The 18,310-nt window shown below is 51.1% G+C and carries 12 protein-coding genes; 11 read left to right on the plus strand and 1 reads right to left on the minus strand.

Going from position 1 to position 18,310, the window contains the following annotated elements:
• The first annotated feature begins 6 nt into the window (after positions 1-6).
• The 11 genes from BJP58_RS26110 (at position 7) to BJP58_RS26160 (ending at position 16,882) form a co-directional block, all read left to right on the plus strand.
• On the plus strand, positions 7-969 hold the full coding sequence (locus BJP58_RS26110; RefSeq protein ID WP_194541206.1) for a carbohydrate ABC transporter permease: 963 nt from the start codon (positions 7-9) through the stop codon (positions 967-969).
• A 34-nt stretch (positions 970-1,003) separates the two neighbouring features.
• Entirely contained in the window at positions 1,004-2,299 is a 1,296-nt protein-coding gene (locus tag BJP58_RS26115; protein WP_194541207.1) for a glycoside hydrolase family 140 protein, read from the plus strand.
• 253 nt (positions 2,300-2,552) lie between these two features.
• On the plus strand, positions 2,553-5,180 hold the full coding sequence (locus tag BJP58_RS26120) for a carbohydrate-binding protein (protein ID WP_194541208.1): 2,628 nt from the start codon (positions 2,553-2,555) through the stop codon (positions 5,178-5,180).
• Between the two features lie 290 nt (positions 5,181-5,470).
• Positions 5,471-6,754 carry an FAD-dependent oxidoreductase gene (locus BJP58_RS26125; protein ID WP_194541209.1) on the plus strand — a complete coding sequence of 428 codons (1,284 nt, stop codon included), beginning with the start codon at positions 5,471-5,473 and terminating at the stop codon, positions 6,752-6,754.
• Positions 6,755-6,788: 34 nt separating this feature from the next.
• Positions 6,789-8,372, plus strand: a complete 1,584-nt coding sequence (locus tag BJP58_RS26130) for a glycoside hydrolase family 3 protein (RefSeq protein ID WP_194541210.1) — start codon at positions 6,789-6,791, stop codon at positions 8,370-8,372.
• Positions 8,373-8,403: 31 nt separating this feature from the next.
• Positions 8,404-10,659: a glycoside hydrolase family 2 protein gene (locus tag BJP58_RS26135; protein WP_194541211.1), complete on the plus strand. Its 2,256-nt coding sequence runs from the start codon at positions 8,404-8,406 to the stop codon at positions 10,657-10,659.
• A 31-nt stretch (positions 10,660-10,690) separates the two neighbouring features.
• The gene (locus BJP58_RS26140) at positions 10,691-12,940 is read left to right on the plus strand and encodes a glycoside hydrolase family 2 protein (protein WP_194541212.1); all 2,250 of its coding nucleotides are present in this window, start codon (positions 10,691-10,693) and stop codon (positions 12,938-12,940) included.
• Between the two features lie 131 nt (positions 12,941-13,071).
• Positions 13,072-13,947, plus strand: a complete 876-nt coding sequence (locus BJP58_RS26145; protein WP_233354772.1) for a class I fructose-bisphosphate aldolase — start codon at positions 13,072-13,074, stop codon at positions 13,945-13,947.
• Positions 13,937-15,100, plus strand: a complete 1,164-nt coding sequence (locus BJP58_RS26150) for a Gfo/Idh/MocA family protein (RefSeq protein ID WP_194541213.1) — start codon at positions 13,937-13,939, stop codon at positions 15,098-15,100. The genes BJP58_RS26145 and BJP58_RS26150 overlap by 11 nt, the downstream gene beginning before the upstream one ends.
• A 2-nt stretch (positions 15,101-15,102) precedes the next feature.
• Positions 15,103-16,320 (plus strand): carbohydrate kinase family protein, encoded by a 1,218-nt coding sequence (locus BJP58_RS26155; RefSeq protein WP_199341189.1) that lies wholly within the window; start codon positions 15,103-15,105, stop codon positions 16,318-16,320.
• A gap of 22 nt (positions 16,321-16,342) precedes the next feature.
• On the plus strand, positions 16,343-16,882 hold the full coding sequence (locus BJP58_RS26160; RefSeq protein ID WP_194541214.1) for a D-lyxose/D-mannose family sugar isomerase: 540 nt from the start codon (positions 16,343-16,345) through the stop codon (positions 16,880-16,882).
• Positions 16,883-16,986: 104 nt separating this feature from the next.
• On the opposite strand, the gene BJP58_RS26165 is transcribed toward BJP58_RS26160, so the two are convergent.
• On the minus strand, positions 16,987-18,207 hold the full coding sequence (locus BJP58_RS26165; RefSeq protein WP_194541215.1) for an L-dopachrome tautomerase-related protein: 1,221 nt from the start codon (positions 18,205-18,207) through the stop codon (positions 16,987-16,989).
• Positions 18,208-18,310: the final 103 nt, after the last annotated feature.

An 18,310-nucleotide genomic window follows, 5' to 3' on the forward strand; every position in this document is an offset into this window, starting at 1 on the left:
AAAGATATGACACCGGCGACATGGACGAAGCTGAAAACCGCAGTTTGGGTAGTGATCAGGGCGATACTTCTCATTGGATTGGTCTTTGTAGTGCTTTACCCGATTCTGGTTAAAATTGTGACCATGATCAAGGATAAAGCCGATATTTATAATCCTGTGGTCGTGTGGATTCCTGAAAACTTCACCTTTAGCAATATCAAAATCGTATATGAGATTATGAATTACTGGCCGACGTTGTTAAATACATTCACCTTATCGACGGTGATGATGATTCTCCAGTTAGTATCCTGCGCACTAGCCGGATATGGATTTGCCAAATGGCAGTCCAAGTGGGCGAAGCTGTTATTTGCAGGAGTTATAGCTACCATTCTGGTTCCGCCGCAAACGATTATGGTGCCGCTATATTTAACTTTTCAAAATTTTGATTTCTTCGGATCATACCAGTGGATAACGGGGAGAGATGGACTGAATCTACTGAATACTTACTGGCCGTTCATCCTGACGGCACTGACTGGGAATGCGTTAAAGTCCGGCCTATATATCTATATATTCAGGCAATTTTTCCTGAATATGCCCAAGGACCTGGAAGAAGCGGCATTCGTGGATGGGGCGGGCATGTTGAAGACATTCACCCACATTATCATACCGAGTGCGATACCTTCGATTATAACCGTTTCCCTGTTTTCCTTCGTATGGCAGTGGAATGACACCTTCTTTACGGGGAATTTCTTGAGCGGCGTGAAGGTATTATCCAATGAGCTTGTTGCTCTGCCGGCCAACGTGAATAACTATCTATTGTTCAGCGTACCCGGAGCAAGCTTGGAGACCGCCACCAGCATTGATCCATTCTATGCTTCGATGCTGGTGGATACCGGGCTGATGCTCTCTATTATGCCGTTGATCATTCTGTATTTATTTGTGCAGCGCTATTTTGTAGAAAGTGTGGAGCGTACAGGAATTGTTGGGTAACTTTATTAGAACGTTTAGGGGGCAATCCACGACAATGAAAACACTAAGGATTAGCGAGAATCAACGATTTTTGTCTTATGAAGACGGGGCGTCCTTCTTCTGGCTGGGAGATACCGCTTGGGAACTGATTCACAAGCTGAATCGCGAAGAAGTGGATGAGTATTTATTGCATCGCGCGGACTTGAAATTTAATGTTATCCAAACTGTCATATTGGCCGAGTCGAATGGCTTGTGTACAGGCAATGCTTACGGAAAGTTGCCGCTTAAACAGAACGCGGGTGGTTTTTATGACCCGGGGTTACCAGATACAGACGGAACGAACCATTATTGGCATCACGTGGATTATGTGATTGATCGCGCTGCGTCACTGGGTTTATATGTTGCTTTACTGCCGACTTGGGGGGATAAGTTTCATCTTAAGCATGGAACGGGACCGGAGATCTTCAATGAACAGAACGCAGCAATTTATGGGCGTTGGGTCGGGGAACGGTATAAGGATCGGCCGAACGTTATATGGGTGCTGGGTGGGGATCGCCCCTTGGTAACGTTTGATCATTTTGCGATCATACGTGCCATGGCGCAAGGCCTGAGGGAGGGAGATCAAGGTCGACACTTAATGACATATCACCCGGCAGGATGTCAGTCGTCCTCACACCAGCTGCATCATGAAACCTGGCTTGATTTTAACATGATTCAGTCGGGACACGGCGAGCGTCTTACCAGTAGCCATAGAATGGTGACGGAGGATTATCATAAGACACCTACAAAACCGACGCTAGATGCAGAGCCTTGTTATGAGGATATACCCATCGGCTTTCGACCGGAAAACGGTTATTTTGATGCTTCCGATGTTCGAACAGCTGCCTACTATGCGGTATTTTCAGGCGCTTTCGGACACACGTACGGACATCACAGTATTTGGTCCATGACATTAAAGCCTGGTGATCATTACCTTATGCATTGGCGTGATGCGTTATCGCGACCGGGTGCAGCACAAATGCAGCATCTGCGGTCATTGATGGAAGCTTACCCCGACCTCGATCGAGTGCCAGATCAAAGCCTTCTCGAAAGCAACCATTCCGGCGCCAACTACATGGCGGCAACCAGAGGAAGGGATTTCGTGATGATATACAGTCCCAATGGGGTGGCGGCAAGCGTTGTAATGGGAAAAATTGCGGGTGATCAGGTGAGAGCTGCATGGTATGATCCGCGAAATGGCCAGTTTATAGAAGCTGGAAGGTTCCCCAACTCCCGAATACAGGTCTTCCAGCCACCTACCAGCGGAAGAGGCAACGATTGGGTTTTGCTATTGGAAACGGTGTTGGAATAAATCTCTTTAGGATCGTTTTCCCCACAGGCATCGGAGGGGAAAATGATCTTTTTTTCAACTTCACCTGAAGATATTTCAATATGTGCCGAAGTCCCTAAGATTCTTCAATAAAAACAACGAATAGATCATGTTGACCTGAATTTTAAAGATGTAACATGAAAAAGTCATTTTATGATTCTCAACATGTCCAAACCATTTTTGATGGAGGTGAAATCCGTATTTCTATTAAGCATTCATTAGGAGGGATATGGTGGTGTTAAAGCGAACTGGAATCAAATTTCTCGCTGCATGGTTGTGTGTAATGTGCATGGTCTATGGAGGAGGCTTGCCGCTGATGGAGCATACGTCCAAGGCATACGCTGCTGATGCTACGCTGATGGTTGATGCCGATACGGTAGTGGCGCCGATGAAAGATGAGATCCGAGGAACGAATATTGGTCTGTGGACAAGAAATGAGTTCCATCCGGTGAGCACTCGATCGGAACAGTATGTAAATTTGATTAAAGAAGCAGGCATTAAAATGATACGATTCCCTGCTGGCGTCGAGGCTGATATGGCCTATTGGGATCGCACGAACTCATACGAATGGCATACGGGTCCCAATCCGTACACGAGAACGATCGCGGCGGATGTCTTGGACAGCTTTATGAGTTTGGTGCAGGAAGTTGGAGCCGAGCCACTTATCACGGTTAATGCCAAAGTGAATGACAAAGATATGGCCGCCGATATGGTGAGGTACGCGAATATTGAGAAGGGCTATAATATCAAATATTGGGAAATCGGAAATGAGCCAGAGTTTTTCCGCGATGCCTATGCAGTTACACCACTTGAGTATGCAGCCAGAATCCGGGAATATTCGGATGCTATGAAGGCTGTGGATCCCACCATTACGATCATGGGTCCCGCAAATGCGCAGCCTATGCAGATGACCAGCTGGACAAAGCCGGTTCTCTCTACTTTGGCTGACCTTAACAAGCCGCTGGATGCTATATCGATCCATTGGTATCCGCTGTGGGGCGGTCAGACCAATCCCAATTCGTCCTCTTTTCCTACGATCGACAATTTATTGACCTACGAAGGGACGGATTATCCAAATTCCTACATCAATTGGGCGAATCAATTTACCGACACGACACCGACGGATAATCTCGTCAGTTATCGTGACCAGTACGCACCAGGAGCTTTACTGGGCATCACTGAACTTGGTCAAGTGACTGGAGGTGAGGAAGGTGCAGGGATTGGTGACACGATGGCCGGAGCGCTATGGCTGGGCGATGTTCTGGGCAGGCTGGCCTACCACCAAATGGATTTTGTTACCCAGTTTCTCCTGCAGGGCAATCAAGCATACGGCTTGATGGACATCAATAAGAACGTGCGGCCAGCCTATTACCTGTACCCGATGCTAAATCGTTACTTTGGTGATCAGATGGTAGCGACAAGCTCCAGCGACAACCAGAATTTAACCATATGGGGCAGTAAACGCACAGGCGTCAATAACAAGCTCTATCTCATGGTAATCAATAAAAATCAGACCCAAGACCTGAGCGCAACCATTAATCTGTCCAATTTCATACCCGAGTCAATGGCTTCCTCTTGGGTGTTAAACGCACCGGCCATCAACTCTCAATCCGGAGCCAACATTAACGGTATCCAGGTTGCCTCGAACGGTACGCTGCCAACAATACCCGGCAATACGATCACGGGTGTATCCAATAGCTTTACAAGAACATTCCCAGCTCATTCGATTACGATGGTGGAACTAACGGGAACAGAAGAAACACCAGAGGCCCTATCCCGTTATCTTGGCCAGTATGCAGTCGGCATGAATGAGAGAAAGACCGCATCCGACTACCCCGGCACCCAAGCAGCAACTCCGCAAGGCTGGGGCAAAATCTGGCGGACGGGGTCTGCGCAATGGTCCGTGCATTTTCCGACCACAGGAAATTATGATTTCACGATTAAAGCTTATGGCGAAGGAGGCGGGCCTGCCTTCCAGGTGAAGCTGGATGGACAGAACGTTCCGAATGCGGCATTCAGCCCTGGCAGCAGCTGGGCCGATTACCAAGGAAGTCTCGGAACGGTCACAGCCGGTACACATACCATTCAGATATACAACAACAGCCCGGTTGCGCAGAGCAACATCGATGTAGCGCATATGGATATCGAGGGTGCAGCACCGGGTCCGTTTACGCTTAAATCACCGGCGAACAACGCATCCGTGGAAGGCACCAGCGTTACTCTGGATTGGACGCAGGTTATCGATGGCAAATCTTATGCACCTTTCGGTTCGGATCATTACACGGTCATTGTTTCGAGCCATGCAGCGTTAACGAATCCGATCGTCAATACAACGGTTACGGGAACTACGCATCAAGTCAACAATCTGCAAAGTAACACGACGTATTATTGGAAGGTTATTGCGAATAATGCCAGCGGTTCCACACCGTCCGCAGATGTGTTTAGTTTCATTACACCGGCTGGGCCGGCTGCTCCCTCTCGTTACCTGGGAGTCGAGGCTAATGGCATGAACGAAATCAAGGGAGCAGGCGATTGGCCGGGAAGCGCTGCCCAAACTCCTGATGGATGGGGGAAAATCTGGCGGACGGGTACCGCAGGATGGACGGTGAATATCCCCGCCGCAGGCAAATATGACTTTACGATTAAAGCTTACGGTGAAGGGGAAGCTCCGTCCTTCCAGGTGAAATTGAATGGGCAGAATGTATCGAATGGCGCGTTCACACCGGGCAGCAGCTGGTCAAACTATCAAGGAAGCCTGGGAACGCTGTCGGCAGGCACACATACGATTCAAATTCATAACAACAGTGCCGTAGCTTTCAATAACATCGACGTGGCGCACATCGATATCGTTCCATCTCCCTGATGACGCAATATAAGTTTCTCTAAAGTCTTACATCAGAGGCTGTCCCTTTCATAGATATGATCTATGGAGGCGACAGTCTCTTCTTTTGTTCTTTGGTGAAATGCGGACGCGAAGCCCACCACCATTACTTTTTCAACAAAATCTAAAAATAGTTCAATATTCACGTTGCGAGGTCATGAATATTTTCAATAAAAACAACGATTTCATCATGTCGAATTCAAATTGGAGTCGGTAACATGAAATCATCATGCGGTCTGCTGGAATAACAGGATGAAAGAGGTGTAGTAAGGATGTGGATGAAAGAGTATCCGTTAGCGGATTCCTATGATGTTGTTGTTGTCGGTGGAGGGTCTGCAGGTTTTACGGCTGCGATTCAAGCAGCACGTGCAGGGGCAAAGACCACCCTTATTGAGAAGAATAGTATCCTTGGCGGCACAACGGTGGTGGCAGCGGTCGATTTCCCCGGTCTATTTCACGCATGTGGGAAGCAGGTCATTGGAGGCATAGGTTGGGAAGCCATTGAGCGTACAGTGGCCAAAGGAGGAGCGACCCTGCCGGATTTCACCAAATCGGTGGGGAATAGGCATTGGGAACACCAAATAAGGGTCAATCGATTTGTATATAGTACCATCCTTGAAGAAATGTGCCTGGAAGCCGGTGTCGTGCTTCGTTACCATGAAATGCCGGCAGCTGTCTATGTGCAGGGTCAGGAGCGCCGGCTGATGACAGCAGGAAAATCAGGACTTTCAGCTATTGGATTCAAGAAGATGGTGGATGGAACCGGCGATGCCAATATGGCAGGACTGATGGGATATGAGCGGGTAAAGGGGGAAGTGCTGCAGCCGGGAACACTGGTCTATAAGCTTGGCGGATATCAGATGGAACAGGTCGATGTCACCGCATTGAAAGAGGCTTACTCCACCGCCTTGCAAGCTGGAAATATCAGGAGGACCGATCATCTGCCAGGAGAAATCCCGTTGTACAGGGAGCTCCAAAGCAGGGGAAGCAGTTCGCTGCATATTACCGATATTGATGGTTCAACTTCGTTGACGAAGTCCCATGCTGAAATTGAAGCAAGAAAGGCGCTAATGCGCATTTACAGTTTGCTCAGGGGCATTCCCGGCTGCGAACAGCTGTATGTTGAGTATTTTGCCAATGAATGCGGGATTCGGGAAACGTGGCGTATTGCCGGAGAAGAATGGGTAGACGCGGACCGTTATATCAGTGGCTATCGATGGCCGGATGCGGTTTGCTACAGCTACTATCCGATCGATATCCATCAGCACGATTCCAATACGACGGATGTTCGGCCTCTGGCCGAAGGTGTGGTACCAACCATTCCTTATGGGGCATTGGTACCTCGCGGAAGCGATCATTTGCTTGCAGCTGGGCGATGTGCTTCCGGTGACCGGGTTGCTCATTCGGCCTACCGGGTTCAAGCCAGCTGCATGGCTATGGGGCAGGCAGCTGGCGCCGCCGCTGCAATTGCTGCTCGGGATGATATATCGGTCCGGCAGGTGAACCTGGAGGAAGTAAGAGATGTGCTGCTGGCGCACGCTGCGATTGTGCCTTAGTAATGATGCAGATTAAGGAGGGAATAGAAGCGATATGAAATTTACAATTAAACTCTCACAAGCAGCAGCGGAAGTCGTGGATTCTTTAACAAACCGGGAGTTGCTGGACCAAGTATGCTGCCCGACGTATACGAGAGTGGGCCCGGACCGGACGGAAACCTTTGGAGCGATGTTTTTCCATCCTACGGAGCGGGAGGAGCTTGAGCAGCAAATCGAACGATTCCAATCCAGATGCAAGATCCCCCCGTTTATTGTCAGTGATCTTGAATGCGGTGCAGGTAATATGGTGCTTGGTGCAACGAAATTCCCGTCGATGATGTCGATCAGCCAAACCAATTCAGAAGAACTGGCTTATGAGGTTGGAGCCATTGCTGCCAAGGAAGCCGGTGAGCTCGGATATAACTGGACGTTCTCGCCGGTCGCGGATCTGGCATACGACCCGGACAGCCCTGTCGTCGGCATACGAAGCGCGGGTAAGGATCCGGAACATACGGTAAAAATGGTGTCGGCTTATATGCGGGGTCTTCAGGACCATGGCATGATGGCAACGATCAAGCATTTTCCAGGGGATGGATTTGGAACATATGATCAACATTTGACGACCCCAGTGAATCCATTATCGAGGGAAGAATGGAGAGCTGGACCTGGCAAAGTGTTCAAGGATCTCATTGACGATGGCGCGATGGCGATCATGCCAGGTCATATATCTTTGCCGGCTTTTGATGAGATCGATGAGGCGACGGGAACCTATCCGCCTGCCACGATATCCAGGAAGCTTCTGGTTGACCTGCTCCGCGGCGAGCTTGGGTTTGATGGGCTGATCGTTACCGATGCGGTGGAGATGGGGGGACTTGTAGGGTACATAAATTATTTTGACGCCTGTGCTCTGGCATTAGAGAATGGCTGCGACATCCTGCTCTTCACAAGAATGGATGACATATTCTACAGGGAGATGGAACAGCGTCTTGAGACCGGTATGCTGTCGATCGACACGTTGAAAAAGCGGGCTCTTCGAATTGTGTCACTCAAGTTTCAGTTGGGACTGATGGATGGAACGCACCGAGTCGTCGAAGCATCCAATCCGATTCGTAATCTTGAAGCAGCTAAGGAAGTCGTAGCTAAGAGTATCACTGTCGTAAGAGACCGAAAGCAGTTGATACCGTATCCGATCACCAGACAGACCCGAGTTCTTCATGTAGTGATCATGAACCATGCTGATCGATATGCGGAGCTCTACGACAAAATGAAAGATGAACTCGGAAAACATACAGACCAGCTGACTCAGTGGGTTGACCCGGGACCCGACAATCTATACCGTGCGATGTGCGAACAGGCCTATGATCTTGTTATATGTTCGATTGGAAGCAAGCTTAGTTACGGACTGAACGTCGTTCGTCTGCACGATGAGGTTGCCAGAAATATGATGGCCGGGTGGAGCAAGTTGGGTACGCCGATCATCTTTGTGTCTCATTTTCATTCCTATGTGCATAAAGAATACGAGACTTCCATCGATACGATCGTGAACACATACGGTGACATTGACTGCACAATTGAATATCTAATTGAGGGCATATTCGGGAAGAGGGGGCTGAATCGCAGCCTGTATGCACATGATTAACTCCAAATCCTGGAGTAGAGGTGGGTGCAGCATGAAGAAGATCACGGCGTTGAACTGGGAGGTGGGCTGGAGTGATCATGCGGGGCAATTTCCGGATCGCTGGGTCCCTGCCACCGTACCCGGCGCAGTCCAATTGGATTGGGCCCGGGCTGAAGGATGGGGAGATCACACCTATGGTGAGAATTGGCGTCAATATGAATGGATGGAGGATAAAACCTGGACGTATCGGGCTTGGCTGCGCCCCCCGGCAAGTTCACCAGGCGAGCGGCTCTATTTCATATCGAAAGGAATCGATTACAGCTTTCATATTCGCCTGGACGGCACCGAGCTGCTGCAGCAAGAGGGGATGTTCACGCCGGTAGAACTGGATCTGACCGAGTACTTACGCGGGGAGGACGGTCTGCTTGAAATCGTGATCGATCCTGTCCCCAAGCGTCCTGGCGCACCTCCCGGCAGAGGTCGTTCACAGGCGGACCACTCCTGCAAGCCGGCGGTGAGCTACGGGTGGGATTGGCATCCACGCCTGATCCCGCTCGGAATCTGGGACGATACGTACCTTGTCGTCAGGCCGGAAGCGCATCTTGCGTCTTCTGAGGTGCGTTATGAATTAACAGAAGCGCTGGATGAAGCGGCATTGGAGCTGCAAGTGCGTCTTAGCCAACCTGCAGCGGGGGAGCTGCAATGGAGGCTGATCGGTCCCGAGGGAGAGACGGTATTTGAGGAAGCATGGGTTGTAAACGATGAAAGCCCGGTCCATGCGATACAGAAGAGGCTTTTGAAGCCTCGGCTATGGTGGCCGCATGATCATGGTGAACAGCCCCTGTACCGCTCGGAGGTGAGTTTCAAGCCGGTGGATAGTTCGGGCTCATCGACATCCAGCAGGCATCAGAGGATCGGCTTCCGACGCGCAAGGCTGGTGATGCACGAAGGGGCATGGAAGGAGCCCTCCCAATTTCCCAAGAGTCGAAGCAATCCGCCGATCACGATGGAGATCAACGGCCGGCAGATATTTTGCAAAGGCACGAACTGGGTAAACCCGGACATTTTCCCGGGGCGAATTCGCGCAGAGGATTACGGAATCCTGCTGGACTTGGCCAAGGCAGCCCATATGAACATGCTCCGGGTGTGGGGAGGAGGGATTGTCAACAAGGAATCCTTTTTCGAGCGATGCGACGAAATCGGGCTAATGGTCTGGCAGGAGTTCCCGCTGGCATGCAACCAATATCCGGACACCCCTGCTTATCTCCGGGTGCTGGATCAGGAATCGCGCTCGATCATCGAGCGTCTTCGGAGGCATGCGTCGGTGGTGCTGTGGTGCGGCGGCAATGAGCTGTTCAATTCTTGGTCCAAAATGACGGATCAATCGTTGCCGCTCAGGCTTTTAAATGCGAACTGTTACATGCTGGATCCCCATACCCCTTTTTTGATGACATCACCGATCGAGGGCATGGCTCACGGGAATTACGTGTTTCGTTATGAATCCGGCGAGGATGTCCTGCAGTCCATGCCTAAGGCGAGGAATACGGCTTACACCGAGTTCGGCATACCCTCACCTGCATCTGTTGAACAATTAGAGAGCTTTATCCCAGCCAAAGAGCTGTTCCCGCCTAGACCTGGCACGACATGGGAGTCTCATCACGGATTCGGCGCTTGGCAGGGGGATACTTGGCTGATGCCGGAGCTCATCCAGCATTACTTCGGGCCAAGCGAGACCTTGGAGCAATTGGTGGACCGCGGTCAGCTGCTGCAGTCGGAAGGGTACAAATGTATCTACGAGGAAGCCCGCCGTCAAAAGCCGGTATGCTCCATGGCCCTGAACTGGTGTTATAACGAGCCTTGGCCGACCGCAGCCAATAACAGCATCATCATGTATCCGGCCAGGCCGAAGCCGGCATATTACGCAGTGCAAGCTTCATGCAGGCCTGTCCTTGCAAGCGCTCGCATACCAAAGTTTGTGTGGAGGCCAGGGGAATGGTTTGAGCCAGAGCTATGGCTGCTGAGCGATAGTCCCGACAACATCAAGCCTGGACGAATAGGAGTGTATGTAACGTTCGGTGCGGGTGAGAAATTGTTATTGCAGGAGTGGGATTTTCCTTCTATCCCGCCTGGTATGAACCAGATCGGCCCGACTGCAAGATGGTTGCTGCCTGACATGGCCTCCGGCAGAATGAAACTCGAATTGGTCGTGACTGACAGGCCAGAGTGGGATTCCGAGTATATTTTGTTATTCAAGAACGGCGAGAGCACGGAAAAAGCATCTGGGCACACACTGAATCTGAATCTATGATCGTGCAATGATTAGATAATGGAGGTTGGATATGGTCACCAGACAGACAATGGAATGGGAAGTAGGCTGGAGTGATCATGCGGGGCAAGCTCCGGATCGCTGGGTCCCTGCCACCGTACCCGGCGCAGTCCAATTGGATTGGGCTCGAGCTGAAGGATGGGGGGATCACACCTATGGTGAGAATTGGCGTCAATATGAATGGATGGAGGATAAAACCTGGACGTATCGGGCTTGGCTGCGCCCCCCGGCAAGTTCACCAGGCGAGCGGCTCTATTTCATATCGAAAGGAATCGATTACAGCTTTCATATTCGCCTTGACGGCACCGAGCTGCTGCAGCAAGAGGGAATGTTCACGCCAGTGGAACTGGACCTGACGGAGCGCTTACGCGGGGAGGGCGGTCTGCTGGAGATCGTGATCGATCCTGTCCCTAAGCGTCTTGGAGCGCCTAGAAGCCGGGATCAGGCGGATCACTCCTGCAAGCCGGCGGTGAGCTACGGGTGGGATTGGCATCCTCGCCTGATCCCGCTCGGAATCTGGGACGATACGTACCTTGTCGTCAGGCCGGAAGCACATCTTGCGTCTTCTGAGGTGCGTTATGAATTAACAGAAACGCTGGATGAAGCGGCATTGGAGCTGCAAGTGCGTCTTAGCCAACCTGCAGCGGGGGAGCTGCAATGGAGGCTGATCGGTCCCGAGGGGGAGACGGTATTTGAAGAAGCATGGGCTGTAAACGGTGAAAGCCCGGTCCATGCGATACAGAAGAGGCTTTCGAAGCCTCGGCTATGGTGGCCGCATGATCATGGTGAACAGCCCCTGTACCGCTCGGAGGTGAGTTTCAAGCCGGCGGATAGTTCGGGCACATCGACATCCAGCAGGCATCAGAGGATCGGCTTCCGACGCGCAAGGCTGGTGATGCACGAAGGGGCATGGAAGGAGCCCTCCCAGTTTCCCAAGAGTCGAAGCAATCCGCCGATCACGATGGAGATCAACGGCCGGCAGATATTTTGCAAAGGCACGAACTGGGTAAACCCGGACATTTTCCCGGGGCGAATTCGCGCAGAGGATTACGGAATCCTGCTGGACTTGGCCAAGGCAGCCCATATGAACATGCTCCGGGTGTGGGGAGGAGGGATTGTCAACAAGGAATCCTTTTTCGAGCGATGCGACGAAATCGGGCTAATGGTCTGGCAGGAGTTCCCGCTGGCATGCAACCAATATCCGGACACCCCTGCTTATCTCCGGGTGCTGGATCAGGAATCGCGCTCGATCATCGAGCGTCTTCGGAGGCATGCGTCGGTGGTGCTGTGGTGCGGCGGCAATGAGCTGTTCAATTCTTGGTCCAAAATGACGGATCAATCGTTGCCGCTCAGGCTTTTAAATGCGAACTGTTACATGCTGGATCCCCGTACCCCTTTTTTGATGACATCGCCGATCGAGGGCATGGGGCATGGACATTATATGTTCCAATACCGGAACGGCGAGGATGTGCTCCAGTCCATGCCTAAGGCCAGGAACACCGCATATACCGAATTTGGTGTTCCTTCCCCGTCGTCCGTAGAGCAGTTAAAGAGCTTTATTCCCGCTGATGAACTGTATCCGCCACGACCCGGGACGGCTTGGGAAAGTCATCACGCATTCCATGCGTTGTCAGATAATATGTGGCTGATGGCCGACCAGATTGAGCATTATCTCGGTCCCTGGGAGACGCTGGAACAGCTGGTGGAGTACGGTCAGCTGCTGCAGTCGGAAGGGTACAAATGTATCTATGAAGAAGCCCGCCGTCAAAAGCCGATATGCTCCATGGCCCTGAATTGGTGTTATAACGAGCCTTGGCCGACTGCAGCCAATAACAGCATCATCATGTATCCGGCCAAGCCGAAGCCGGCTTATTATGCAGTGCAAGCTTCATGCAGACCTGTCCTCGCAAGCGCACGCATTCCAAGGTTTACTTGGAAAGAAGGCGAATGGTTTGAGCCTGAACTATGGATGTTGAATGACAGCGCGGAGCAGGTCCCGGCAGGCCGGATCGAAGCCTGGTTGACCGTTGGATCGAGTGAACGACAATTCGTGTTGGCATGGGATTATGCCGATCTGGCATCTAATGAGAATCGGCGCGGACCAACAGCCAGAATCAAACTCCCTCGTTCGGAAACCGGCAGAATGAGGTTAGAATTGATCGTCGTCAACCGACCAGAGTGGAATTCGGAATACGTCCTGTCTTTTAAGGGGCATCATCCGCGTACTGAACCTGATCGGAATACGCTGAATTTTGGTTCATAGAACCTCCCTGGCGTCTAGAGAATCTATTCAAGCAACGGAAATGGGAGAAACGAAAGCTCCATCCAGAAATGACAGCACTTAAAGCACTTTATGAAAAAGAACTAGACCTGTTTAAGGTTGTGAAGAAATAAATGAATTGGAGATGGGTGACCATGAGGGCAGATGCAAGGTTACGAAGAATGTTCAGTGAGGCGGGTAAGTGTTTTGACGTAGCCATCGATCACGGTTTTTTTAATGAGTATTCCTTTTTGCAATCCATAGAAAACATGAAACAAGCGGTCGAAACCGTCGTAAAAGCCAACCCGGATTGTATTCAGCTTAGCCTTGGCCAATCCAAGCTGCTGCAGCATATTCCTGGTAAATGCAAACCTGGCTTGGTTCTGCGTACCGATGCAGCAAATATCTATGGTCCAGAATTACCTCATTATTTATTTAGCCAAGTAATAGATCATGCCGTCGAGCATGCGGTTCGAATGGATGCTGTAGCTGTATGTGTGAATTTGCTTCTTCTACCGAATCAACCAGAGCTGCATTACCAATGTGTGAAAAATGTCATGAAGTTAAAAACGGATTGTGAACGCTACGGTATGGTCCTCATGGTGGAGCCGCTTGTGATGCTGCCTAATGAAGCGAAAGGAGGCTACATGGTAGACGGTGATATTGAGAAAATCATTCCCCTTGTCAGACAGGCCGTTGAGCTTGGGGGCGATGTAATCAAAGCGGATCCATGCGATAACATCCTGGAGTACCATCGGGTTATAGAGACTGCCTCTGGAGTACCCGTGCTTGTTCGGGGAGGCGGCCGAGCCTCCGATGAAGAGATTGTGAACCGTACCGTGAGTTTGATGGATCAAGGAGCATCCGGCATTGTATATGGGAGGAACGTGATCCAGCATCCCCATCCAGCACGTATGACGCAGGCCTTAATGGAAATTGTGCACAGAGGCTGCAGCGCAGAGATGGCCCTTGCGATCTTAAACGGGGAGGACATGGCGGATGAGGCATAAAAAAACCATTCGTTTCGGTGTCATCGGATGCGGCCTCATGGGAAAAGAGTTTGCCAGTGCTGCTGCCAGATGGTGCCATCTGACCGATGTCGATTTTATACCGTCCATTACCGCCGTTTGTGATGCAAACCGAGCAGCCACGGCCTGGTTTGAACAAGAGATCCCCAGCGTTAAACATTCGTATACCGATTACAAAGAACTGTTAACAGACCCGCAGGTAGACGCCGTTTATTGTGCCGTACCGCATCATTTGCATGCACAAATATATACCGATATTATCCGAGCGGGAAAACATCTCCTTGGAGAGAAACCGTTTGGAATCGACCGGGAAGCGAATCTCGCGATCCGTACAGCATTAGATGAGAACCCGTCTGTCCTCGTGCGTTGTTCTTCGGAATTCCCTTTTTTTCCGGGTGCCCTGCAAATCTCCCAGTGGGTGCAAGAAGAGAAATTTGGAAAGATCATTGAAGTTGAAGCAGGCTTTTGGCATTCGAGCGATCTCGATCCTAATAAACCGATGAATTGGAAGCGAAGAATCTCCGCTAATGGCGAATATGGATGTATGGGTGATCTTGGAATGCATGTACTGCACCTGCCCATGAGATTCGGCTGGTATCCGCAGAATGTAAGAGCGTTGTTGAGGAACGTGATAGAAGAGCGGCCAGATGGTAAGGGGGGGATGGAGCCTTGCGAGACATGGGACAATGCGATTCTGGCCTGCGACGTACAAACATCGCTTCAACGCTTTCCTATGCTGCTTTCGACTAAACGAATAGCTCCCGGTCATGCGAACACATGGTTTATCCGTATCCAAGGGACGGCGATGTCCGCTGAATTCACGACGAAAAATCCGAAGCAGGTATCCTGGCTTCCGTATGAGCCAGGCGGAAGCCAGGCATGGCATGTCATGGATGCGCCTTACAAATCCGCTTACTCGACCATCACAGGAGGGATATTTGAGTTTGGGTTCTCGGATTCCATCCTCCAGATGTGGGCGGCTTTCTGCGATGAACTGGTTAACGGATCGGACGGCATGCTCCAACCTTTCCGATGCGCAACGCCTGAGGAAGCGGAAGGGAGCCATCGGGTGTTTACGGCTGCATTGGAATCGAATCGATCCGGTAACACCATTCCGATCCCGTGGAGGGCGTAAAATTGATTGAAAAACATACTCTTCCTTATCATGTCATTGTTGGTGGTCATATTTGCCTTGATATTATCCCCTCCATTCAGGACGGACCATTTCATATGGTGCCGGGGAAGTTATTAAACGTCGGAGAGGCGATGCTGGCTACCGGTGGAGCGGTTGCCAATACAGGTATTGCGCTTCATCGGCTTGGTATGCCCGTACGGCTCATGGGCAAGGTGGGTACCGATATTTTCGGCGAAGTGATCCTCTCCTTGATTCGCAGAGAGCATGAATCGTTAGCAGAAGGCATGATCGTATCAGAGGGAGAATCGAGCTCCTATACAATCGTTTTGAGTCCACTGAAGGTAGATCGAATGTTCCTTCACTGTACAGGCGCCAACGATACATTCGGAGCTGAAGATGTCAGTAAGCGTACATTAGAAGAAGCGGGTTTATTCCATTTCGGTTATCCCCCCCTGATGAGGCGCATGTATGAGCAAGGGGGCTGCGAGCTGGCAGCCTTGATGCAGCGGGCGAAAGCAGCAGGTATCACGACATCGCTGGATATGGCGAAACCCGATGCGAACTCATTGGCCGGACATGTTGATTGGAGGGAAGTGTTGCGAAATGTGCTTCCCTCCGTGGATTTATTTTTGCCAAGCGTGGAAGAAATCCTATATATGCTTCACAAAAAGCGCTATGAGGAAATGGTCGAAAAATACGGAAGCGAGCATATCATGGACCGGATCGGTCCCGATCTGCTGCAGGAGCTTTCCGCTGAATTACTTGGCATGGGGGCCGCAGTAGTCGTGCTTAAGCTTGGCGAGCATGGTCTATATATGCGCAGTACGGCTGAATCAGCCCGGCTGGAGAACATGGGGCGTTATCGCCCTGAACGTTTAACAGATTGGTTAGGGAGGGAACTTCTGGTTCCTTGCTTCATAGTAGAGACAGCGGGGACAACGGGAGCTGGAGACTGTACGATTGCAGGCTTTTTGTCCGCATTCATGCAGGGAATGACGCCGGAAGAGTCGCTGATTATGGCTGTCGGCACGGGGGCGTGTAATGTCGAACGACCGGATGCGACAAGTGGAATCCCGACATGGGAGGAAGTTGCATCCCGAATTGACTCAGGCTGGCAGCAGCATGTATCAAAGATAGCACGTTCGGGATACCATCCCAAAGTGCATGGAGCGGCGTCAGTGTTTCATGGGAATGGAGACACAATACGCGTGAATGATTGACGTCAAAGGAGGCGAAATGTTAATGCTGACTCACAGTCAAGTGAAGGCCGCGCAGAAACGTACGGCGGAAATTCTTCATAACGCCGGAATCATCCTGTCGCCAGACGAGATGAACGAGATTGAGGTGGCTTCCTTCGGATTGAATGATCTTGAGACGCAGGGTTTAGAGCTCATTACTTACATTAATACCGATCGATACTGCGCGAAAGAGCTTGTGTTATTCCCAAGCCAAACCTGTCCCGAGCATAAGCATCCTCCAGTGGGAGAAGACCCAGGTAAGATGGAAACGTTCCGCTGCAGAGCAGGAAGGGTATATCTTTACGTCGAGGGGGAACCCTCTGCTCCGATCCAAGCGCTAGTACCGCCAAAGAGTAAGGATTACTATTCCGTATTTCAGGAAATCGAACTGACACCTGGGCAGCAATACACCATTCCGCCAGACACACTGCATTGGTTTCAGGCAGGAGAGGAAGGTGCGGTCATATCGGAGTTCTCCAGCACGAGTCGTGATGAATATGATATTTTTACCGATCCTAATATTTGCCGGGTGCCTAAAAAATAGTTGAATGACTAAATCTGCTCATGCAGAAGTTTAAAATTCGTATAACAAAAGGGTTAGGCAGAGGGCATGAATGCCCGATCTGCCTAACCCTTTTTTCACAACCCTCATCCACCATATAAGTACGACTTTACGTCCCGCCCGATGTAGGCTCTCCATACAATCAGATTGTAAGGATCATCCCAGTCGATGTTCTGCGGCTCCTCGAACATGCGGTGCAGGCGGTTGTTGTTGAAGATGATCGAGCCGCGCTGATCAAAAGCCACCCCGTCTACCCACAGCATTCTGTCGTCGGACAGCAGCTTGTTGAACGAGCGTGTGTACGGTGAATAGTAACCGATTCCCTTGCCTTCGAGCATGGTGTAGAATACACGGCCTTGATTGTCGGCATGCATGCCGTCGGTTGTCGTTCCCTTGCTGCCCAGGGTCTGAACGGAATCCCGGATGATCGAATCGGGAATATCGAAATTTCGCAGAAGCCGCGTATCGACAGCGTACAGATTGCGCCCCGTTACCTGGCAGTAGAATAGAGTTCCGCGATCCGCGGACAGAGCTATGCCATCGGCGCCGATCCGAATCGGCTTGTTGCGGTATACCGGCTCGGTATCGATCTCAAACCGGAAACGGGGGACGTCCTGCGTGCTGTAATGACTGTCGAGGACGCGCCGAAATTTCTTCGTTCTCATATTGTAGACGATGATTCCGCCATACAGCGGATGGTCCGGCCAGCCGGAGCCCGAATCGGTAATATAGGCATAACCGTTGCGGTTATCCACCACGATGTCGTTCAGGAACGATGTTCGGGGCGGGGCAATATCGTCCGGAATGACAATAGAGTCGAGCAGGCGGTTCGCGCTCAGATCCCAGATGAGCAGCTTTTGCGAGCCTACGGGCGAGGTATCGTATGCGATTTTTCCTTGATCCAGAATCCACATCCGATGATGTTCATCAATCTCGTAGCCAAGGACGGATTGCAGCACCCGAACATCCCCCGGCGTATTCCACTCCCAGCTTGGAAAAGCCTCCAGTACGGGCTTGCCGTCCACCATCGCAATGGTATTCAGCGTAGCGGGAACCCCTTCAGCCCAGCGCGGAACCGATACATAGAAGCGTCCCTGCCGGTCTACCTTGACGCCTGCAGGCATGCAGTGCTTCCAATCCTGGCGCTCCTCGAATCGCTGCTTCATCGCGAGAGTCGGGAAGTTCCAGTCCAGGCGGCTCCAGTGAAAGAGCATCTGGTACGGACTTGTATAGCTATGGGTCTGTTTACAATGAGGGACAGTAGGCTGCTGCCACTGGCCCTCCATTGAATGATGCGGTACAACCATTTCAAGACCTCCCATAGGCAGTGCAGATCATCTTTCGCGCTTATTCCTCTAAGTTAGTTATATGCCCAGAGGGATGGATTGGCGCCGATTAAATCACCGGGAG

Origin of the sequence: Paenibacillus sp. JZ16, assembly GCF_015326965.1 — a bacterium.
GTDB lineage: Bacteria > Bacillota > Bacilli > Paenibacillales > Paenibacillaceae > Paenibacillus_AQ.